The 22,413-nt window shown below is 46.5% G+C and carries 14 protein-coding genes; 10 read left to right on the forward strand and 4 right to left on the reverse strand.

The window, feature by feature from the left end; genetic code table 11:
• Position 1: 1 nt before the first annotated feature.
• Positions 2-2,200, reverse strand: a complete 2,199-nt coding sequence (locus AC27G9_RS01395; protein ID WP_487070250.1) for a YgiQ family radical SAM protein — start codon at positions 2,198-2,200, stop codon at positions 2-4.
• A gap of 107 nt (positions 2,201-2,307) precedes the next feature.
• Here AC27G9_RS01395 and AC27G9_RS01400 point away from each other — a divergent pair, with 107 nt between their 5' ends.
• Positions 2,308-2,772, forward strand: coding sequence for an EVE domain-containing protein (locus AC27G9_RS01400; protein ID WP_487070252.1), 465 nt, complete (start codon positions 2,308-2,310; stop codon positions 2,770-2,772).
• A 54-nt stretch (positions 2,773-2,826) separates the two neighbouring features.
• Here the strand turns inward: AC27G9_RS01400 and AC27G9_RS01405 are convergent, their stop codons facing one another.
• The 3 genes from AC27G9_RS01405 to AC27G9_RS01415 all read right to left on the reverse strand — a co-directional run bounded on the left by AC27G9_RS01405 (position 2,827) and on the right by AC27G9_RS01415 (position 9,407).
• A complete protein-coding gene (locus AC27G9_RS01405; protein WP_487070254.1) occupies positions 2,827-5,523 on the reverse strand; it encodes a family 16 glycosylhydrolase in 2,697 nt (898 codons plus the stop codon).
• A 110-nt stretch (positions 5,524-5,633) separates the two neighbouring features.
• A complete protein-coding gene (locus tag AC27G9_RS01410; protein WP_487070256.1) occupies positions 5,634-8,141 on the reverse strand; it encodes a glycoside hydrolase family 3 protein in 2,508 nt (835 codons plus the stop codon).
• 6 nt (positions 8,142-8,147) lie between these two features.
• The gene (locus AC27G9_RS01415; RefSeq protein ID WP_487070258.1) at positions 8,148-9,407 is read right to left on the reverse strand and encodes a sugar MFS transporter; all 1,260 of its coding nucleotides are present in this window, start codon (positions 9,405-9,407) and stop codon (positions 8,148-8,150) included.
• A 392-nt stretch (positions 9,408-9,799) separates the two neighbouring features.
• Between AC27G9_RS01415 and AC27G9_RS01420 the strand changes: the two genes are divergently transcribed.
• The 9 genes from AC27G9_RS01420 (at position 9,800) to AC27G9_RS01460 (ending at position 22,413) form a co-directional block, all read left to right on the forward strand.
• Positions 9,800-12,778, forward strand: a complete 2,979-nt coding sequence (locus tag AC27G9_RS01420) for a TonB-dependent receptor (RefSeq protein ID WP_487070260.1) — start codon at positions 9,800-9,802, stop codon at positions 12,776-12,778.
• 133 nt (positions 12,779-12,911) lie between these two features.
• Entirely contained in the window at positions 12,912-13,619 is a 708-nt protein-coding gene (locus AC27G9_RS01425; protein ID WP_487070262.1) for a SapC family protein, read from the forward strand.
• A 4-nt stretch (positions 13,620-13,623) separates the two neighbouring features.
• On the forward strand, positions 13,624-14,613 hold the full coding sequence (locus tag AC27G9_RS01430) for a cupin-like domain-containing protein (RefSeq protein WP_487070264.1): 990 nt from the start codon (positions 13,624-13,626) through the stop codon (positions 14,611-14,613).
• Between the two features lie 16 nt (positions 14,614-14,629).
• Positions 14,630-16,105: a tryptophan halogenase family protein gene (locus AC27G9_RS01435; protein WP_487070266.1), complete on the forward strand. Its 1,476-nt coding sequence runs from the start codon at positions 14,630-14,632 to the stop codon at positions 16,103-16,105.
• Positions 16,106-16,276: 171 nt separating this feature from the next.
• Entirely contained in the window at positions 16,277-17,275 is a 999-nt protein-coding gene (locus AC27G9_RS01440) for a LacI family DNA-binding transcriptional regulator (protein WP_487070268.1), read from the forward strand.
• Positions 17,276-17,368: 93 nt separating this feature from the next.
• On the forward strand, positions 17,369-17,617 hold the full coding sequence (locus tag AC27G9_RS01445; protein ID WP_487070270.1) for a TIGR03643 family protein: 249 nt from the start codon (positions 17,369-17,371) through the stop codon (positions 17,615-17,617).
• 292 nt (positions 17,618-17,909) lie between these two features.
• The gene (locus AC27G9_RS01450; protein ID WP_487070272.1) at positions 17,910-20,495 is read left to right on the forward strand and encodes a TonB-dependent receptor; all 2,586 of its coding nucleotides are present in this window, start codon (positions 17,910-17,912) and stop codon (positions 20,493-20,495) included.
• 229 nt (positions 20,496-20,724) lie between these two features.
• Positions 20,725-21,633 carry a DUF6492 family protein gene (locus AC27G9_RS01455; RefSeq protein WP_487070274.1) on the forward strand — a complete coding sequence of 303 codons (909 nt, stop codon included), beginning with the start codon at positions 20,725-20,727 and terminating at the stop codon, positions 21,631-21,633.
• 6 nt (positions 21,634-21,639) lie between these two features.
• Entirely contained in the window at positions 21,640-22,413 is a 774-nt protein-coding gene (locus AC27G9_RS01460; protein WP_487070276.1) for a glycosyltransferase family 2 protein, read from the forward strand.

The raw sequence follows: 22,413 nt of genomic DNA on the forward strand, positions 1-22,413 counted from the left end.
ATTAACGCTTAGCCGCGGAGTTAGCGCCTTTTTGCTTTTTGCCTTTGCTATTAAAGCGTTTCTTATTATTGGGGTTCTGATTGTTCCACCCTGTGTGCTTAGTCGCTGCACGTTCACCGCGTTGCGCTTTAGCTGCTTTAGTGCGTTTCTCTTGCGCGGATTCTGGCGGTACCAAGTGTTGTGGTCCTCTGCCGATCAGGTCCTCTCTGCCCATTTTGGTCAGTGCTTGCCTTATTTGCGCGAAATTCTTTGGATCGTGGTATCGCAGCATGGCCTTGTGCAGTCGACGATGTATTTCACCCTTAGCTGAAGGGACTTCTTCGCTGTCCTTGGTGACTTTTCGCAAGCTGTTCACTTCTGTGTGATACATAGTGGTTGCGGTTGCCATCGGCGAAGGGTAGAAGTTTTGAACTTGGTCGAGCTTAAAGCGGTTCTCCTTCAACCAAATTGCCAATGCCAGCATATCTTCATCAGTCGTACCTGGATGAGACGCAATGAAGTAAGGAATCAGATACTGTTTTTTACCCGCTTCTTGACTGTATTTATCGAACAGTTCCTTAAACCGGTAATAACTTCCCATACCCGGTTTCATCATTTTGCTCAGTGGGCCGTCTTCAGTATGTTCAGGGGCAATTTTCAAATAGCCCCCAACATGGTGCAAAGCGAGCTCTTTAACGTAATCAGGGTCCTCTACCGCTAAATCATACCTTACCCCAGAAGCGATAAGTATTTTCTTGATACCCGGCAGGGCTCTGGCGCGTCGATACAAATCAATCGTCGGTTTGTGGTCGGTATCCATGTGCGCACAAATAGACGGATAGACACAAGAGGGGCGTCGGCATGTAGCTTCGGCTTTTGGGCTTTTACAGCGCAGTCTGTACATGTTTGCTGTTGGACCACCCAAATCTGAAATCACACCGGTAAACCCTGGAACGGTATCTCTGATTTGTTCGATCTCTCTGATTATGGAATCTTCAGAGCGACTTTGAATAATCCGCCCTTCGTGTTCTGTGATTGAACAGAAGGTACAGCCCCCGTAGCAACCTCGCATGATGTTGATAGAAAAACGAATCATGTCGTATGCCGGGATCTTTGCATCGCCATAGACAGGATGCGGTACCCGTTGGAACGGCAAGTCAAAGACGGCATCCATTTCTTCTGTTTCCAGCGGCATTGCCGGCGGATTAATCCATATATGACGATCCCCATGCCTTTGCATTAAGGCGCGTGCGCACCCCGGATTGGTCTCTTGGTGTAAAATTCGCGAAGTGTGAGCATAAAGGGTTTTATTGTCTTTTACGGTTTCGTAAGCAGGAAGCTTAACGTACACATTTTCCCATGGCTTTCTACGCGTTGGTGGCTGAATGACAATGGGCTTGGCCTCATCAGGGGCACTTTGCGCTTCGGCTTTGTCTTGTTGATCACACTCAGGCTCCATTTGATAAGGGCTGGGGATAGGATCAATTTTGCCGGGTTTATCCAGTGATGTTGAATCAACGCCTTGCCATTCGGGTAACGCTTCTTTAACGATTATTGCTGTGCCTCTGACGTCGATAATCTCTTTTATGTTTTCGCCAGCGGCCAGTCGGTGAGTGACCTCTACCAAGGGGCGCTCGGCGTTGCCGAACATTAACATGTCGGCTTTGGCATCAAAAAGGGTAGAGCGTCTGACTTTCTCTGACCAATAATCGTAGTGAGCAATCCGGCGCAAACTGGCCTCAATACCGCCAATGATGATAGGTACGTCTTTGTATGCTTCTCGACAACGCTGGGAATAGACGTTGACTGCGCGGTCAGGTCTTTTCCCGCCTATGTTGTCCGGTGTGTAGGCATCATCATGGCGCAGCTTTTTGTCGGCCGTGTAACGATTGATCATCGAATCCATGTTGCCAGCTGTGACACCAAAATACAGATTTGGCTTACCAAGTTGCATGAAAGCATCTTTACTCTTCCAGTCTGGCTGGGCAATGATACCCACTCTAAAGCCATGAGCTTCGAGCGTCCTGCCAATTACAGCCATGCCAAAACTTGGGTGGTCGACATAAGCATCGCCGGTTACCAAAATAATGTCACAACTGTCCCAGCCCAGTTCATCCATTTCAGCTTTGGACATGGGAAGGAATGGGGCGGTGCCATAACAGTGTGCCCAATATTTGGGGTAAGAAAATAACCCGCGGTCTGCTTTTATCGTTGCCTGCATATCATACTACTCGGTTGTTCAGCTGTTTATTATAACAGTTGTCGAAAGGGGAGTGATAGCGATAGCATTGTAGATAGAGAAAAATCCCCAGAAAATAAGGATAAAAAATGGCGTATTGGTTATTAAAGAGTGAACCTGATGCATTTGGTATCGATGACTTAATGTCGCGTCCTAATCAAACCGAGCCTTGGGATGGGGTGAGGAACTATCAGGCGAGAAACTTTTTAAGAGATGGTATGCAAGTGGGTGACAAGGTGTTCATATACCATTCAAGTTGCAAAGATGTTGGCGTCGCCGGTGTTGCGACTGTCGTAAAATCTGGTTATCCGGACCCCACTCAATTCGATCCTGAAGCAAAATATTTTGACCCTAAATCACAAACTGACAACCCAAGGTGGTTTTGTGTCGACGTAAAGTTTGATGAAAAATTTAGCCGCGTTCTGCCATTGAAAACGATTAAATCTATAGAAGGTATTACTGAACTGGGGTTAGTCAAAAAAGGCCATCGTTTATCTGTTATGCCTGTTGAACCCCAAGAGTGGCAACTTATTTATAGCGCCGCAAAATCATAAAAAAGGTGGCCTAGGCCACCTTTTTACTCTGGTTGGGAATTACCAGGTTGAGAACTATTGGTTCCAAAGTATGTTATCAATTCTGATGATGGCACCAGAGGCGGTTCCCCAATCAGGAGCGATAACGAATGCCGCGTCTACGGCTTCAATGTTGGGCGGCTGCTCCCAATCTGGAATCGGGTTAGCCAATAGGTCTGCCACATTAATGGTGTACGAACGCCACTCATTAAGCACTGGCGCGTCGATTCTAAATGCGCTGGTTGTACTAGGGTAACCACTGTCGAACTTGATGTAGAAACCCGTGTTTTCGAGCCCTACAGTCGGCTCTTGTACCAGCATCAAATCAAAAGTAATCGTGCCCTCAGAGAACGCTGATAAATTGATCGTAGAATTGGCAGGCTGGACAAAGAACGGTAGCGTCGTTTCATCAATTTGGTATTCAAATTGAAGTACATTGCCTAAATCAGGATTGTCATCCGTGACTTCAGTCATCGCAACGCCGTTTAAGTCTGGGGCAAAACCAGGATCAGGTTCATTTGTACCGTTATAGATGAGTATTGAGTCACCTAAATCCGGTGCTGGTGTCTCATCAGCCGCTTCTCCCACGGCCCACATGATGTTATCGATTTCGAAGGTCACACCGCCTTGATCACCTGGCGCTGGGTAAATCACCATGCCCGTATTAACACTAGTGATATCAAGACCTGCGCCAATCAAGTCAGCAATAGGAACCGTTACACTTTCCCATTCACCGTTACCCACCACACCTAAGTCGTAGTCACCACTTGAACACGGGAAGATACAATCAATTTTCATTGTCATACCAGATGTATTTGTACCGTAATCTGTTACGCGAATGTCAAAGGTAATGTTGCCCGTGGCGAAGGCACTCAAATCAACTTGGCTAAGTGATTGGATGTAAAATACACCAGTGGCTTCAGCATCGTCGTCGAAGCTGATTTGCAACATGGTACCGCCATTGCCATCGTCCACTTCTGACCAGTTGATTCGATAGTCTGCATTAGTGCCGTCGAAATAGTCGAAACCAGTACGGCTATCCCATGCACCAATACCGCGTTCCCACAACGGGTCTACGCCGTTTTCGTAGACTGCTTGAACTTGTGCTTCGACTACCTGTTGAGGGCCACGGATGCCGCACCCTGCCTCAGATGGGAAACCACATTTGAGTTGAATATTGTCTAACATGACATGAGCAGCACCTGTTGGCTCGAAAACAAACAAGTTCAACACGTTGTCGATATCTAGTGGATTAGCGCCACCGTTGTTAGGGGCGTTCAGAATATCCGTTACACGGATATGAACGGTTTGCCACGTATCCATCTCCAAATCAGCGACATTCAGTGCCATTTGGCCAAGGTTCGGCCATCCACTGTCCATTTTCACAAGCAGCTGACTTTCGGCATCCGTTGATGCACTATCAACGTACAAGTCGAATACGAGTTCACCAAGGTGAGGTGCCCACGGAACCGCCGCACTGCCCATGCCAAATAGCTCGAATGTATCTGTGTCTGCCGCGGCAATGACTACGTTACCACTCGCGGTCGTGTTGATGTCAATAACGGTGCCACGATCGGTTACGTCCATTTCCGTCATGGTGATTGCGCCACCGTTATCCCAACCAACAACGGCCATAAGGGCGCGTTCGACTGTCGTTTCACCTTCACCCCAGACCAGTGTGTCGGCACCATCGGTGTATAAGTCGTACGATGCTACATACGGAGCAGACCCGTCAGGTGCTTGCACCGAGGCATTGATATTGGATTCACAACCTTTGCCTGTTGCCGTATCCGCAGGACACTCATAAACACGTACGTAGTCTACTTCCATTTGCAGTGGGAACACTGTTTCGTCAGTGGGTGCGCCAGGCAAATTACCACCGATGGCGAGGTTCATAATCATGTGGAAAGGCTGATTGAACGGCCCATTCTCAGCCACTTGGAAACCTTGAGCTTGACCTGCCCAATAGTAGCTCCAGTAGTTTTCACTGGTTTGCTTGGCATACATAGTGTTATCGATATACCAGCGGATTTCACCTTCTTCCCATTCAATTGCAAAGCGGTGGAAATCATCGGATACCGTGAATGATGGAGTAAACTCTTTTCCGACAAATTGATTCAGTGGCCATTGTGACCCAAAGTGTGTGGTACCAATGATGGTATTTTTGCCATCTACACCGAGGTTAGTCGATTCGACAATGTCGATTTCGCCGCCAGCTGCCCAGCCGCCGTATGGACTGTTAGTCGGTAGCATCCAGAAAGCAGGCCATGTACCTTGACCAGTGGGAAGTTTAATTGATGCTTCGATGCGGCCATACGTAATTTCGAAAAGGCCTTGGGTTTGCATTCGAGCAGAGGTGTAGTTGAAGCTGTTGACGCTGTCTTCTTCTGCAGTAATAACGAGCTTACCATCTACGATACTGGCGTTATCTTCTTCGTACCACTGTAGTTCGTTATTCCCCCAACCGGTAAGACCGTATTGAGAACCGTCACCAGTTTCGAAATTCCATTTTCCAGCATCGACAGACTCACCGTCAAACTCGTCACTGAAGACCAATGTCCAGCCTGTCTCCTCCGGTGTTTCCGTTCTGACCGGTCCTGTGTTTTCCGGTGTCGGAATCACCAGCTCAGTGACAACTTCAGCTTCTCCCGTACCATCACTACAGCCTTGTACCCACAGGGCGGCAGCGACGGCAAGGGTGAGCTGGCTTAATTTAATCGTTGTTGTTTTCATAATTTTCGCTCACTTTATCCCACTTACATCTCTCGATGTACACTTGTTGTTGAGTGCTCTCTTAGTAAAAGAGAGCGCTTACAAAAATTGTTAAAGATGGATAGAACTACTTACCTACAACCATCATTTGTATCTGTTTCAACTAATTTGATATCAGAAATTGTTAATTTAGTGCCGACGGGGGCAACTAACCTGAATGGCGACATTACCCGTGAAAAGTCCATGCCCTCGGCTTTAAAACACGCTAAAGGCAGTGTTGCAGTCGTCCATTCGCCGACGGCTTGAGGCGTAATTTCCAGCATAGTGTCACAGCCGTCGAGGCACTCCATTCCCACACTGATAGACTTGGGTGCATTCCCCGTGACCTTGTAATCAAACGCCAGTGCTAACTGTGCTTCTTCAAATGCTCTCCAATCTTCTGGGAAGGCGGCAAACAAACCAAATGATTGAGCTTGTTCTCCATTCCACTCGATAGCCATTGCATCTTCTTGGATTCTTCTGTCAGTGGTCCTTACGCTTAAACCATCAATTGCTAATGTGTTGCTAGACATTGGCGTATGGCTTGCGTCTTGACCCGCAGACCAACTCCAAGGTGGCGTTAGTTTTGCCGCATAAAGGGGGCCTGCAAGGGAGACTTGCTCTGTGGTTTCAAACGCCTCTTGAAGCGGGTATTGCGTAGTGTCTTGGCTTTGATACGTCAGGCCGAAATCATAGGGAAATAGTGCCGCTTTACCATCACCATGGTTAAGTGGCTCGCCAAATGGATCGTTCGGCCAAGAGAACGACAGCTTGCCTTTAAAGTCGTGCTGAATCTTGTCGTCACTATCTTTAAACAGCACCTCAGCAACACCTTCACCTTCACTACCAGGCAACCAAGCTGCGACAAATGCATCTGAGGCATTAAGCTCTGGGTTTACCCATAAAGGGCGGCCTGAGAGAAAAACTGAGACCACAGGAATCCCCGCTGATTTTAGCGATTGCAGTAATGCTAAGTCTTTCTTGTTACCTCGCTGGTACTCTAAGTTGTCAAGGTCGCCATGACCTTCTGCATAGGGTTGTTCGCCAAATACGACAATGGCCACATCGGGCTTTTGCGTGAAACTGCCATCGACGGATAAGGTTGCCTTACCGCCGTTAGCGGAAACCGTCTGCTCGATACCGTCATAAATTGACGTTGCACCAGGGAAGTCGTCATTGACATTACCCGTACCTTGCCAGGTAATCGTCCAGCCACCACTTTGCATGCCAATATTGTCCGCACCTTCGCCCGCTACCAATACGTGTTGGTTAGATGAAAGGGGGAGCAAGTTTCCATGGTTTTTCAACAAGACCAGTGACTCTCGCACTGCTTGTTTTGCAATGGCTCTATGATCCGCATGCCCGATAACACTGGCGTCACCAGAAAGTGCGCGATTCGCTGGAGATGGCTTGTTGAATAGTCCGGCGCGCATTTTCACTCGTAGTACTCGTCTGACCGCGTCATCTAGTCTCGATTGCGCAATAGTGCCGTCTTTGACTTGTGCAATTAAGTTTTCGTATAGGGGTTTCCAAGCTTGAGTTGGTACCATGTAGACGTCCAAGCCCGCATTCATGGCTTGTGCGCAGTTCTCGTTCGTACAACCCGGTATTTGACCATGTCCGTTCCAATCACCGACTACAAAGCCATCGAATCCCATGCGTTCTTTCAAAACGTCAGTAAGCAAATATCGGTGCCCATGGATTTTTTCGCCGTTCCAGCTATTGAAGGATGCCATCACCGATTGGGCGCCAGCGTTCAGCCCGCCAACGTAGCCTTGCGCATGAATACTGACAAGGTCAGCTTCATTATTGATGTTGTCACCTTGGTCATCGCCTTTTTCGGTTCCGCCGTCACCGACAAAATGTTTAACTGTTGAGATAACATTTTTCTCGCTGAGGAAGCCTTCACCGGGTGAGCCTTGCAAGCCTTTAACAATGGCTTCTGCGTAATCTCGAACGACGGCTGGGTCTTCTGAATAGCTCTCATAAGTTCTGCCCCAGCGGTCGTCTCTGGCTACGGCTACTGTTGGAGCAAAAATCCAATCGATACCCGTCGCTAGTACTTCTTTTGCCGTCGCGTGAGCGATCTGTTCTAGCAGGGCAGGGTTGCGTGCTGCACCCAAACCAATATTGTGAGGGAATAAGGTTGCACCGATGACGTTGTTGTGGCCGTGCACGGCATCGGTTCCCCACATTGTGGGAATTGCTATCCCATCAATGCTGTCATCGACAGACGCTTGATACAGCTTTTCTGCTAACACGACCCAATCCTGAGGAGTCGCGTGTTTATCGTTATTGGGAAACGCACCCCCACCATTGAGGTAGGAACCAAATCCATACTTACGCATATCTTCAATGCTGATGTCGCGTATTTCGGGTTGGATCACTTGAGCTACTTTTTGTTCAAGTGTCATTTTGTTCAACAGCTGGGTGATGTCGTTTTCTATTTTGTCGTTTTTCGCTACGGGTGACGTAATCGCTGGCCATAGTTCGACATTTTGTTTTTTTGTGCTCATGACGGGCTCACTGTTTTCGCTGACGCATCCCTGAGTTAGTAAGGCCATTGACAGGGTTAGTAGTGTTAAAGGCTTTCTCTTCATTGATTTCTAGCTCACTTCACTCAATTGCGTGTTGTCGCCACGAACCATGTGCGCGCCGACCAGTCCATAAAAAATAATGTATAAGTAACAAATTAGCGGTAGGAAAAATGAGGCTTGCAGGCCAATAGCATCCGCCAATGCCCCTTGTGCTAGCGGGACTAAGGCTCCACCGACGATAGCGAGACATAGCGCGCCCGAACCTTTGCTGGTAAGCGGGCCTAGGCCTTTAAGTGCCAAACTGAAAATCGTCGGAAACATAATGGAATTGCACAGGCCGACCGCCAGTACGGCCCACATCGCAATCGCACCACTCGCTTGCGTCACGACCGCGAGTAAAATGACAGAGCCTGCGGCATTGACCGCGAGCAGTTTGCCCGGCTTGACATATTGCATTAATGCCGCGCCAATAAAACGGCCAACCATGGCTCCGCCCCAGTAGTAAGACACGTACTTGGCTGCCTGTTGTTCAGAAAACCCAGCAATGTGAGCTTCGCCTAAAAAGTTCACTAGAAAACTACCGATAGCGACTTCGGCCCCGACGTAAACGAAAATACCGATGACACCAAGTACTAGGGCAGGGTGAGAGAGTACACTATTGTTAGCGCTTACATTTTGCGGTGCGCTTTCTTCAATTTGTGGAACGGGAAGCGTAAGTTTTGCAAAAAGAATAGCAAGGGTGAAAAGAGCAGCGGCAAGACAGACGTAAGGTACTATTACACTACTTGCATCTGGAGATTGCGCTGAGTGAGATGCCCCCTCGAATAACAAATACGCGCCAATGATAGGGGCTATCGTTGTGCCTAAGCTGTTAAATGCCTGGGTGAAAGTCAGCCTACTCGATGCACTTTCTGAAGGCCCAATCACTGTCACCATTGGGTTAGCAGCGACTTGTAAAATTGTGATCCCCGAAGCCAAAATAAACAAAGCACCTAAAAACATCCAATACTGTAAATACGTTGCGGCGGGGATAAACAGCAAACATCCCATGGCTGCTGTAGACAATCCAATTGCTAATCCTTTTTGGTAACCGTATCGCTTGACGAGGTTGCCCGCAGGCAATGAAACCAGAAAGTATGCACCGAAGAAACAGAATTGAACCAGCATAGCTTTGGTATACGACAAATCGAAAACCCCTTTTAAGTGAGGGATTAACAAGTCGTTCATAGCGGTAATGAAGCCCCAGAGAAAGAAGAGGCTAGTCAATGCAGACATCGAAAACAAAGTGCCATGTCCCGAGTTCGAATTTTTCGCGGTTTGCTGCGTCATTTTTACATTGTCCAGTAATCAAATTTACATTTTTGTTAAATTCATGTTGCGAAGTATAAGTTGAGAATGCATAATTGTAAACGCTTACATTTTAAAATAGTAAAAAATTCTGTTTTTAAAGTGGTTTTATGTCGAGTGCTTCATTTTGCCTGGTCAGCTCAAATCGGTTGCTATAAATTTAGGTAAAAATCGGCATTGATAACTATAAATTTACAAAAAATAAAAACTTGAATTACATATTTTCAATGTCTACTATTTAAAAATGAAAGCGCTTACAGGCTAGGTGTTTTGATCGTAGTTGATGCTATAGCCGCCATGAGAGAAACCACGTAGCGCTTGCTGGGTGTTACGAAATTACAAATCTGATGCAGTCAAAACTGCAGGGGAACAAAATGATAGCGAAAACATTTTCTCGAACTAAGCTGGCAACCAGCGTATCCATTGTACTCGGTGCAATGGTCGCAATGCCTGTTTATGCTCAACAAAATAACGCTGAACAAGACGCGAATGGTGAAGACTATGAAGTCATTCAGGTCTCTGGCATCAAGGGTAGTTTATTGCGTTCTATGGACCTCAAACGCGAAAGCGACGGGGTAGTAGACGGCATCTCGGCCGAAGATATCGGTAAATTCCCAGACACCAACTTAGCAGAGTCATTGCAGCGTATCACGGGTGTATCTATCGACAGACAAAACGGTGAAGGTAGCCGGGTGACTGTGCGTGGTTTTGGCCCAGATTTTAACTTGGTGACCGTAAACGGTCGTCAAATGCCCGGTGCTCAAATTAATGCAACGTCAGCTGCGGCATCTCGTTCTTTTGATTTTGCTAACTTAGCCTCAGAGGGAATTTCTGCGGTTGAAGTTCACAAAACAAGTAAGGCGGCGCAGCCAACAGGTGGTATCGGTGCACTTATTAATATTCGCACCGCTCGTCCTCTGGAAAATCCTGGCTTACAAGCTAGCGTAGGTGTGAAAGGTGTTCACGATAAATCGACTGAAACCGGCAGCAGCCTGACTCCTGAGGTGTCAGCAATCTATAGTGACACCTTCAACGACGACACCTTCGGTATCGCGATTACTGGGTCTTACCAAGACCGTGACGGTGGTTTTAACAGTGCTGAAACATCAAGCGGCTGGTATACCATACGTGGCCTAGACGGCGATTGGGGTTCACTTCCTACAGACGGTAGCTTTACAAATCGTCCTCAGGAAAACGATGTGTATTCAGTGCCTCGTAATTTGCTTTACAGCTTCAACGAAATCCAGCGTACACGTACGAACGGTCAGGTTGTTTTGCAATATAAACCACACGATGATGTAGTCATTACTGGTGAATATTTGTATTCAGAGTTAGAAATTGCACAACAACGTCAAGAGCTTTCTACGTGGTTCAACGGTGTACCAGCAAGCGGTGAATACACTCAAGGTACCAATACCGTAGGTTCAGTTGTGGGCCCAGTTATTTATACAGACAACACCTGTTGTGATGTTGGTTTGGGTACCGGTGAATGGGCCACGATTAACGAAAACAAATCGTTGGCGTTCAACGTTGAATGGCAAGTTAACGATAACCTTCGCCTAGAATTTGATTATCATGATTCGTCTGCTGAGTCTGGTCCAGACGGCCCTAACGGCAGTAACAATGTCATCAGTGCTGTGCAGTTCGACCGTGTATCGACAACGGTTGATTACAGCCAACCTTTCCCAGTGGCGAGTATCACATTCGCAGATGGTGTAAGTGGTTTGTCGCCTGATCGCATGTCGACATCAGGCTCAGCATTCAGAAACAGCTACAACAGAACCGATATCGAACAAGCCCAGACTCATGGTTCATGGACGTTTGACGATGGTATGGTTGAGAGTATTGACTTTGGTGTGGCATACACTGAAGTAACAAACCGCTCTGCCTTCTCCAATGCCCAGCGGGACACTTGGGGTGGCTATGGTTCTCCAGAAGACTACCCAGATGATATTTTTGTCCAGCAGACTTTGCCTGACAAGTTTAGCGATATTCCAGGTAGTGGTAGTGCTGATTTACAGCAGTTTTACTACAGCTCTAGCCTGAGTGACCTGATTGGTGCGATTTCTGCCATTGCGACTGCAAATGGTGAGACTATCAGCCCATGTGGCACAGTTCTTTGTGCAGACCCTAATTACTCTACAGACAGAACGGCACAAGAAGAGCAAATTAGTGCTTATGTTCAAGCTAACATCGTTGGCGAAATGGGCGATATGCCGTGGAAATTGAACGTCGGTATTCGATACGAAGATACCGAGGTCAATTCCAAAGCACTTGTACCGCTTTACAACCAAATTAGATGGGCTGGTGACAATGAATTCAGTGCGATTGCCAGCGGTTCAGGCTTTACGGAACTTCGCGGTGAATACGACCATTGGCTACCGGCTGTCGATTTCCAAATTGACATCACTGATGACGTGGTAGCACGTGCTTCATATAGTCAAACGATTACTCGTCCGGGTTATGCTGATATCCAAGGTGGCCAAACCATCGGTGAATTACTTCGCTTCGACGGTGGTACGGGTAACCAAGGTAACCCAGGCCTACTACCTTTTGAATCGACCAACATCGATTTGTCGGTTGAATGGTACTACGAAGAAGGCAGCTACGTTTCGATTGGTTACTTCGATAAAGACGTAGAAAACTTCATTGCGACTACCGTTATCGATTCGCCGGTATTTAACTTAGCTCACCCTGCTCAAGGCCCGCGTTTTGATGAAGCTGCAGCCGCAGTGGGTAGCACAACCGATTTCGCTGCGATACGTCAGTATTTCTTCGACAATGGCTTTGTTGATGGTGATGGCAATATCGTCGGTCTTCCTGGTGAAGATTCACCTGCGAACTTCCGTATCTTTACGCCTCGAAACGAGCGCGATACTGGTGTAGACGGTTTTGAATTCGTGATTCAGCATCTATTCGGCGAGACTGGTTTTGGCTTTATTGCTAACTACACCATCGTTGACGGTGATGCCGTATACGACAACTACAACACCAATAAAGGCGACGATGCCGTTGAGCAGCAGGTGGTATTGCCTGGGTTGAGTGATACGGCTAACTTGGTTGCCTTCTACGAAAAAGACGGTTTCCAGATTCGTGTTGCTTACAACTGGCGTGACCAATTCTTCGTATCGCCAATTGATGGCAATGGGGAGCAAAACCCCATTTATAACGAAGAGTATAAGCAGATCGATATCAACGCTAGCTATGACTATAGCGAAAACCTGTCGTTCTTCATTGAAGGTATCAACGTCACCGACGAGTACCAACGTTTACACGGTCGCCACCCGAATATGGTTATTGCAGCCATTCAGCAGGGGCCGCGTTATAACATAGGTGCACGTTACAAGTTCTAAAGTTGTGTCCGGTGAAGCGTTGCTTTGTCTATTTAGACAGAGCAGCGCTTTTATCTTAAATAGAGTAGAGTTGTAGCCACTTTTCTTCTATTGTTTACAATTAGATAGGCTTACTTCGAGGTCAGGACAACCCATGCCAAGACATGAGACGCTAAACAACGTCAGTCACAAAGACTTAAAAATAAATACAACAAGAAGTGAAAAATTTGGTGACAATATCATGTCATCAAAAATCTACCCCATCGAATTCAGACAAGTTCAAGCACACTATCCAATTTTCTTTTTCAGAGAGCAAAACTCCGTGTTTCCAGTTGCCTTGTTTGGCTTCGAACAAGGAGAGAACCTATTTCTAGGTGAAAACGGATGGGACGCAGGCTATTTGCCTTTGTTGGTTGAAAGGCAGCCGTTCTTGATTGGTCGAGGCCAATCCCGAGATCAAGCAGAGAGCTTAGTGCTAAACATCGATTTAGATCACCCACGAGTAAACACTGAGGCGGGTGAGTCTATCTTTTTACCCTCTGGTGGTAACTCAGATTACATTGAAAAGATCGCTGCAATGTTGCAAGCGGTCAATCAAGAAGAAGAAAGCCTACCCAGTTTTACTCACGCGCTCGAAGAGCAGGGGCTATTAGAGCCATTCTTTTTAGATATTGAATTGGACTCTGGTGCACAGCACCGATTATCCGGCTTTTTGACAATCAACGAAGAAAAAGTGGCCCAGTTGCCTGGACAAGTGGCGGCAGAATTTCATGAGAGAGGCTGGATGGCCGCTATATACATGTGCCTTGCTTCTCACTCTCAAATCAGAGAACTGATTCGCCGGAAACAAGCGCGAGTATAGCCGAATGTTTGGAACGCCGATTGAGGAAGTCGCTGTCGAAGACTGGTTAGATAACCAAGCGTCTTACTGCTCTCGCTCGGCGCCCTATGTCGTGCGTGGTTTGACGTCAACTTGGCCGATGGTCAATGCCAGTCAACAAAGTGATAGCGCTTTTGTTGATTATGCATTACGGCATTATCAAGGCGCGTCGGTCGACACGTTTTCCTTGAATAAGGAACACGAAGGCCGCTATTTTTACGACGACACCTTGCAAGGGTTTAATTTTACTCGGGGCCGAGAAGCATTAGACAATGTGCTCAAAGGCTTTATCGCAGGGTTCGACAATTCCAAGTACATTGGCTCAACGACGCTACAAAGCGCCTTGCCGGGTATGCTTGAAGACAATCCATTACCGATGGATAAATATCAACCTTTAGTGTCTATTTGGATTGGCAACCAAAGCCGAATTGCGGCCCATTATGACGCGCCAGACAATCTCGCGTGCGTGGTAGCGGGAAAACGTCGTTTCACCCTGTTTTCGCCCGATCAAATTGACAACTTGTACGTAGGCCCTCTCGATGTCACCCCCGCCGGACAGGCGATAAGTCTCGTCGATTTTCACAATCCCGATTATCAACAATTTCCCAAATTTGAGTTAGCTCAGCAAGCGGCGCTCGTTGCAGAACTGGGCCCCGGCGACGGCATTTTTATTCCGGGCTTGTGGTGGCATCATGTAGAAGGATTGTCGAATTTTAATGTATTGGTTAACTATTGGTGGCGAACCTGGCCTCAGAGTGCAGGCCCAGCAATGGATACATTGCTGCATGGTTTGTTGAATGTTCGCCAACTGCCGGAACATCAAAGACAGGCCTGGCAGGCTTTGTTTCAATATTATTTGTTTGACGCGAAAGGTCATGAGCATATTCCAAACCATGCACAAGGCATGTTAGGGCCGCTTGACGATGAAAGACTGCGGCAATTGAGAGCTATGATTTCCAACAAATTGCGTCGATAGAAGTGAGGTTGTTTTAATGAAACCAATTAAGCGCGTAGTGATTGCAGGTGGTGGAACAGCGGGTTGGATGGCTGCCGCTGCGCTGTCTAAATTACTCGGAAAAGTCTTGGACGTAACGCTTGTCGAGTCCGATGAAATCGGCACAGTTGGCGTGGGTGAAGCGACGATTCCCACTTTGGTGTTTTTCAATAAGTTACTGGGTATTAGTGAAGCCGAGTTCATGGCCGCAACGCAGGCGACATTCAAGCTTGGGATAGAGTTTGGGAATTGGAAAGCCAAAGATCACAAATACATACACGCTTTCGGTGTTACGGGTAAGGATTGCTGGGCTGCGGGTTTTCAGCATTTTTGGTTGCGCGGACAGTCATTGGGGTTGAGTGAAGACTTTGGTCAATATTGTCTCGAGCGGGTAGCCGCTGAAGCGAACAAATTTGCCCACCTTCCCAACAACGGCCTGAACTACGCATTTCATATCGACGCCACACGCTATGCGAAATTCTTGCGCCAAATGAGTGAATCTAATGGCGCAAAACGCCTAGAAGGCAAGATCGCTTCAGTGAGCACTGATCACACGTCTGGCTATATTGAAAGCGTAACGTTAGAAAGCGGGCAAGTTATTGAGGGCGACTTGTTTATCGATTGCACCGGTTTTAGAGGGTTGCTAATCGAACAAACATTGCACACGGGTTATGAAGATTGGTCACATTGGTTGCTTAATGATAGTGCGATTGCCGTGCAAACTAAGGCAACGCAAGCCCCAATTCCTTATACCAAAGCCACGGCGCATGAAGCCGGTTGGCAATGGCGAATACCGCTACAAACTCGAGTTGGTAATGGCTTAGTTTTCAGTAGCCGTTACATGTCTGACGACGAAGCAAAAGCGAAAATTCTCGATAATATAGAGGGTGAACCGTTAACCGAGCCAAGAATTATTCGATTTAAAACGGGTAGGCGCTTAAAGCAATGGAATAAAAATTGTGTGGCTCTGGGTCTGGCAAGTGGCTTTTTGGAGCCTCTTGAGTCGACCAGTATTCACCTGATTCAGCAAGGTATTGTTCGCTTAATGAGAATGTTCCCGCATCAGGGGATCATGCAAAGTGATATTGATGAGTACAATGCCCAAACTGATTTTGATATGGAGCACATCAGGGACTTCATTATTCTTCATTATAAGGTCACTGAGCGCAATGACAGTCGTTACTGGCAATATTGTCAGTCGATGGATGTACCAGATTCTCTAGCCCACAGAATAAAGCTGTTCAAAGAAACGGGACGGGTGTTCCGCGAGGGCAGTGAGCTATTTGATGATTCATGGCAACAAGTCATGATAGGGCAGGGGTTAATGCCACAACAATACCACCCAATTGTGGAGCAAATGTCAGAACAGGAACTTCAAAGCTTTTTACAACATATTAAGCAAAATATTGACAGGACAGTGGCGCAGCTACCAAGGCATGAGCAGTATGTGACTCAATTTTGTCCCGCGAGTTGACTCAATGGTCAGAAAGAGAGCAAAAATAGATATCAAAAATAACTTCAAACAGACACTTTAGGTTTCGAATGCAAAGTGCGTTTGCGTTTCTTCGTTAACTTGGGATAATAGCCCGACCATTTGCACAGGACATTGTTTTGCAGATGGTTTTGATAGAGGAATGTAACGAACGTGGTAACCATTAAGGAAGTATCTCAAACAGCTGGTGTGTCTTCGGCCACAGTCTCAAGGGTAATCAATAACCCTGAAAGTGTGAAAGAAAAGACGCGCGAAAAAGTGCTCAATGCCATTGAGAGCCTTGGGTATCGCCATAATTCGATTGCTGCTTCACTCGCCTCTAAACAAACCAATACTGTGGGCTATGTCGTTCCTGAACTCCACGGTTTCTTTTTTGGTTCCTTGATGTCTGGTACTGAAGCGGTTTTACGTTCAGCAAATAAACACATGTTCGTCGCGACAGGCCACTCTAATGAAAGAATGGAAAAAGAGGCCATTGAAGACCTCATGGGCCGCAGGTGCGATGCACTCATTCTTCATGTCGAAGCAATTAGCGATGAGTACTTAATCGAGTTTGCCAAAACCAGTATTCCTTTCGTCGTTGTTAACCGCTTTATTCCCGAAATTGGCGAACGCTGTATTGCATTAGATAACAAGCTAGGTGGCTATCAGGCTACCCAATTATTGATATCTCAAGGGCATAAGAACATTGCTTATATTGCAGGCTCGTTGTGGAAAGCGGATGGACGCGACCGCTTGAATGGTCACATTAAAGCGCTTCAGGAAAACGGATTAGAATACGATCCTCGATTGGTTTATGAAGGAGACTTCCAAGCTCATGCTGGTAAAGAGGGCGTCGAAAAGCTCCTGTCATCTGGGATGGAGTTCTCGGCAGTTGTGTGTGCAAATGATGAGATGGCTTCAGGCGCTATCGAAGGCTTACGTGAACACAATATTGACGTGCCACGCCAAGTCTCCGTTGTTGGCTTTGACGATGTTGAATTTAGCCGTTACCTGTTTCCCAAGCTCACTACGATTGAATACCCTACAACTAAAATTGGTGAAACGGCGGCAAAATGGGTTCTGTCATCGGTTTACGCGAAAGAAAACATCGAGTTTGAGCATGTCATAGCGCCGAAGCTTGTCATGCGAGATAGTACAACCAGCCTGTAAAGACATCACGGATGTCAATGTGAACGGAATTTCGAAATCTGTCGTAAAAGCTTGCTCGGCGGTAACGCCTTTTTTGAGCGATAGGAGAGCATTTTGACAGCAGACGAATCCAGAATTATCGAAATGGCATGGGAAGATCGCACGCCCTTTGAAGCCATTGAAACCCTTTATGGCGTTGATGAAAATCAAGTCATATCATTGATGCGCAAGCATTTAAATCCTCGTAGCTTCCGATCGTGGCGGGCTCGTGTTAGTGGCAGAAAAACCAAGCACTTGAAACTTCGCCCAGCGGGTATCGACCGTGGCTATTGTCCCACCCAATACAAACAAAAATCCAAGTAGGCTCGCGCACTGATAACTTGTAATTGTTTTGTAACAATTATTTTTCACTATTCATCAAAGTAATAATCGTGGTAAAACGTTTTAACTTTATGATAGTAAAGAAATTTTTAAGTAGTTTTGTTGGCGAGCTCTCATTCTTTGGTCTAGGTTTACTAAAAACGCGCAACATTTCGTTTACATCATGGGGCGATTGTTGTTAGTTTAAACAAGTACGATGAGTTAACGTGTTGATTACAATTTAATTACATCGTTCATATTAGAATAAAACCCTATAAGCCAAAGAGAACACACTATGAGCCATTCGTTACCGAATACTTTCAAGCAAAGGACGTTGGCCGCGTCGATTGCACTATCATTGAGCTTGTCGTCTGGTGCGGCATTTGCCCAGCAAGACACTCAACAAACACCTGATGCAGATGAAGCTGCACTCGAAAAAATTACGGTTACTGCACAAAAGCGTGTGCAAAACCTTCAAGAAGTACCAGTATCGGTAACGGCATTCAGCGGCGACGTGATGTCAGAGTCGGTTATCAAAGATTTATACGACCTTAATACCAATGTGCCTGGTTTTGGTTCGTTTCAAAGCCAGAGCGCAACCAATTCAAGTTTCTCCATTCGTGGTGTAGGTACATCATCTCAGAACTTCGGCCTGGAATCGTCAGTCGGTTTATATGTAGATGGTGTTTTCCGTGCCAGACAAAACTCGATGATCAACAACTTAGTTGACGTTGAGGCCGTCGAAATTCTACGTGGTCCGCAGGGTACCCTGTTTGGTAAAAACACACCTTCTGGTGCGGTTTTGGTTAGAACCGTTGCGCCAAGCCATGACGGCAACGACAGTTTTTTCGAACTTACTGCAGGTAACTTCGGTTTATTCAACTACTCAGGCGCGACCTCCTTCTCGGCGATCGATGATGTGTTGGCGTTTCGTGTAACAGCTTTTGGTAGCCAAAGAGACGGTATCGTCAGTGATGTTGGTGTCAACAATTTAGGTGATGACGTTGTTAACGATAGAGATCGTTGGGGCGCGCGCTTCCAAGCGCTTTACACGCCAAATGATGACGTTTCACTTCGCATCATTGCGGATTACTCTGAAATTGACGAGATTTGTTGTGGTGCGCCGGTATTCTTGAGTAATAACCGAGTGAATCCAGCTGGTCAGCCAGGTACAGATTTAGCGCTACCTTCTCTCGGCGGGACTGTATTAGAAGGTGGTGACAGATTCTTCGACAGAAATATCGCGGTGAGCTTCCTACCTGAATCGACAATGACGGACAAGGGCTTATCAGCAGAATTGAATTGGGACCTGAATGACAACTACAGTATTGTAGCGATTTCTGCTTATCGCTCATTCGAATCCTTTGACCTTATCGATTCTGACTTTACAGATGCGGACTTGTTCGGTACCGAAAATGACGCAGAACAGTCTTCGTTTTCACAAGAACTTCGCTTGGACTACACCAGTGAAAACTTGAACTTCATTCTCGGGCTGTATTACTTCCAGCAAGACTTGGATTTAGACTACAGCTTGTTTACTGATACCTTGTTTAATGAGTTCTTTATCGCCAGCAGTGGTACACAAGACTTGATCAACGGTATCAACGCGGTAAGTGCGGCAACGGGTGGCTTTATTGCACCGGTAGCGGCCGCAGCACCTGCTGGAACTGGTTTCGACCACGTGGCTGAGCAAGAACATGAAAGTTACGCTATTTTTGGTCAGTTCGATTATAAAATTAACGACGAATGGACGGTTACCGCGGGCTTGCGTTACACCGACGAGACCAAAGACTTGTCCACTCGCTTCACTGAAGTCGGCCCTGGCATCAATGGCCTTGAGCAAGACATTTCACAGTGGCCAAACCCTAACGTAGCAGTACCAACATTACTTGGTATTCTCGGCGGTCAAATAGACCTCACTGACCCAGCGCAACTGGTTGCCGCTCAGCAGACGTTTGCACCATTTGCCGATCCAGGTTGGGGCTTCTTATTACTAGGTACGACAACAAGACCTCGTGCTGATATCGTTGAAACGTTAGAAGATGACCAAATTACAGGTACATTGAAGTTAAGCTGGCAGCCAGATAACCGCACCTTGGTATATGGTTCGTATGCCACAGGGTACAAGTCGGGTGGTACAAACACTGACCGTATAACCGAAGGCTTCAACCCGATTTTCGATGCTGAGACATCAACGTCATTCGAAGTGGGCTTCAAGAAAGACTTTGATGCCTTGCGTATAAACGCTGCGGCGCATTACACCACAGTGGATGATTTCCAAGCGAACACCTTCACTGGTAATGGTTTCAACCTACAAAACGCGGGTGACTATGAAATCTCGGGTCTCGAGTTAGAAATGACTTGGTTGCCTGCAGACGATTGGGAAGTTAACTTGGGTTATGCACTGGTTAACGCAGAATACGAATCATTTGAGCGTGGTAACTGTTGGGTTGCATACACTTGGCACACTGGCGTTGATGACCCTGGTCGTGTGAATCCTACTGACCAGTTCTGTAACCGCTCTGGTGACCGTCCAGCGGGTGAGCCAGAAAACTATGCGGTATTAAAAGTTAAGAAAGACTTTGAAATCTCAGATAGCATCTATTCCTATCTTCAAGCGGAATACAGTTACACAAGTAACATCATTCTTGACGGCAGTAGCGACCCGTTCGCTATTCAAGACTCGTACAACTTGTTGAACTTGCGATTCTTCATGAACTTTGTTGATTACGATATGGATGTGATTTTGTGGGGTAGAAACGTCACGGATGAAGAGTATGTTAACCGTACTATCTTCAATACGCCTATCCAAGAAGGTAAGTTGAACGGCTATGTGTCGGAGCCAGCAACCTTCGGTGTTACTGTTAAGAAACGTTTTTAAATAAACGACCATGTTGAAGTAAAAGGCCACTTATTTAAGTGGCCTTTTTTTGTGCTCGAGGTTCGTCGTTGAAGTCATGATAATGGAATGCATTTCGATGAAAATGGAGGTGAACAAAATCAAAATGCGACAGTCGAATCGTTTTACATAGCAAATCGCTATAGTACACTTCGATTATCAGCTAGGTGCGACAACGTCGGCCAAATAATAATTACAAGGGAAGCTCAATATGAGGCTTGGAGCAGTACTGCCACTTTGCATCCGTGGCAGCTATGATATTGATGATTTGGGTAGAACGGAAATTCTGTTTAAAAGTTTACGGGCCTTTGCGCAGCCTGGTTTATTTGAAGAGTTTCTGATTGTTTGCCCGCCCGATGAAGTTGAAATTATTCAACAGCGCTGTCAAAAATGGTCACACCTTAATATTAAAGTGGTAAGTGAAGAGGTATTGGTACCAGAACTGGCGAAACATCGTCATGTACGAGGTTGGCGTAAACAGCAAATGGTAAAGCTGGCTGCGCCGAGGATGATGTCGGTAGACTTTTATGTCACTTTTGACGCCGATGCCATTTGTTTAAAGCACATATCAAAAGACATTCTAGTTCCGAATGGCAAAGCGCTGTTGCAATATGAAGCAAGAGCGTTACACCCTAAATGGTGGACTTCGTCAGCACATATTCTCAAAATGTCACCCGACGTTGGAGACCCTGCTATCGGCATGAGCGTAACGCCAGCAATCATGTCGAGTGAGCTGGCTGAGCTAACTGGGCAGGAAATCGCTGCCAATCTCAGAGGGCGAGGTTCTTGGGTAGATAAGCTATGCAAGCTACACAATCCTAGATCACCATCGAATTGGACGCCGTATCGCTTTAAACGGGGCCGTTGGACCGAATATTCGCTGTATTATTTAACGGCGCAAAAGCACCAATTGTTAGATCAATATCACGTAACGGCAGGCTCTAGCGAATATCCCCATCATCTTCTCATACACGACTCACATCCATTTGACTGTTGGGAACCGAAAAAGAACTTCTCAAATGATTGTCCTGGATTGTTCTGTGTCGTAAATAGCAGTGGTAGAATAGACCCTGAAGTGGTGTGGGATAAGATCTCAACGTTTGTCCCAGCAACAAATTAGGTTTTGATGAACAAAAGAAAAATATCTTGCATCGTACTGACGTGCAATGAAGAGGACAGAATCGAAGCATGTTTACGTGCTTTGTATGAATGGGTAGACCAGCTAATTGTTGTTGATTCTGGCAGCACCGATAACACGGTAATCATTGCTAAACAATATGCCCACAATGTTTATGAAACGGATTGGCCTGGCTTTGGTGCGCAGCGTAATAGAGCGTTGGGTTTCTGTGAACACGAATGGGTTATGACTATTGATGCCGATGAGGTTGTCACTCCCGAATTACGCGACGAAATTATCGAAGTCATGAATGGGCCAGAGCTTGATGCCACAATGCTCAAGTTTCCTTGGCATACTTATTTCCTCGGAAAATTGTTAAAGCGCGGAAGGTACAGTACGCCACAAGGCAAGCTCTTTGTAAAAGAAGGCACGCAGTTTAAGCAGGCGAGTGTCCACGAAACGGTGACGATGACTGATATGCGTGTAAAGGTGTTGAAAGGTGCATTGATACACTATAGTTGGCGCGACTATCAGCATGCGCTAGAAAAACATTTGACGTATGCCTGTTTGGGCGCGAAGGATAAATTTGCGAAAGGTAAGCGTACTTCTTTGCCGTTTGCTTGCTTGCGCTTTTTCACCGATTTTATTCAGCAATATTTTATTCGTCTGGGATGTTTAGACGGCAAACAAGGCTTTATGATGGCTTTGATACTTGCTCAGTATGGCTTCCATAAATACGCTGCGTTGTGGGCATTACAACAAACCAATAATAATAAACCCTAG

The sequence above is a fragment of the Alteromonas sp. 5NS40-0096 genome, from assembly GCF_057544385.1.

What these genes read in the sequence shown, in the direction of transcription:
- AC27G9_RS01395 (WP_487070250.1), bottom strand. Translation starts at nt 2,200, where the DNA reads ATGCAGGCAACGATAAAAGCAGACCGCGGGTTATTTTCTTACCCCAAA.
- AC27G9_RS01400 (WP_487070252.1), top strand. Translation starts at nt 2,308, where the DNA reads ATGGCGTATTGGTTATTAAAGAGTGAACCTGATGCATTTGGTATCGAT.
- AC27G9_RS01405 (WP_487070254.1), bottom strand. Translation starts at nt 5,523, where the DNA reads ATGAAAACAACAACGATTAAATTAAGCCAGCTCACCCTTGCCGTCGCT.
- AC27G9_RS01410 (WP_487070256.1), bottom strand. Translation starts at nt 8,141, where the DNA reads ATGAAGAGAAAGCCTTTAACACTACTAACCCTGTCAATGGCCTTACTA.
- AC27G9_RS01415 (WP_487070258.1), bottom strand. Translation starts at nt 9,407, where the DNA reads ATGACGCAGCAAACCGCGAAAAATTCGAACTCGGGACATGGCACTTTG.
- AC27G9_RS01420 (WP_487070260.1), top strand. Translation starts at nt 9,800, where the DNA reads ATGATAGCGAAAACATTTTCTCGAACTAAGCTGGCAACCAGCGTATCC.
- AC27G9_RS01425 (WP_487070262.1), top strand. Translation starts at nt 12,912, where the DNA reads ATGCCAAGACATGAGACGCTAAACAACGTCAGTCACAAAGACTTAAAA.
- AC27G9_RS01430 (WP_487070264.1), top strand. Translation starts at nt 13,624, where the DNA reads ATGTTTGGAACGCCGATTGAGGAAGTCGCTGTCGAAGACTGGTTAGAT.
- AC27G9_RS01435 (WP_487070266.1), top strand. Translation starts at nt 14,630, where the DNA reads ATGAAACCAATTAAGCGCGTAGTGATTGCAGGTGGTGGAACAGCGGGT.
- AC27G9_RS01450 (WP_487070272.1), top strand. Translation starts at nt 17,910, where the DNA reads ATGAGCCATTCGTTACCGAATACTTTCAAGCAAAGGACGTTGGCCGCG.
- AC27G9_RS01455 (WP_487070274.1), top strand. Translation starts at nt 20,725, where the DNA reads ATGAGGCTTGGAGCAGTACTGCCACTTTGCATCCGTGGCAGCTATGAT.
- AC27G9_RS01460 (WP_487070276.1), top strand. Translation starts at nt 21,640, where the DNA reads ATGAACAAAAGAAAAATATCTTGCATCGTACTGACGTGCAATGAAGAG.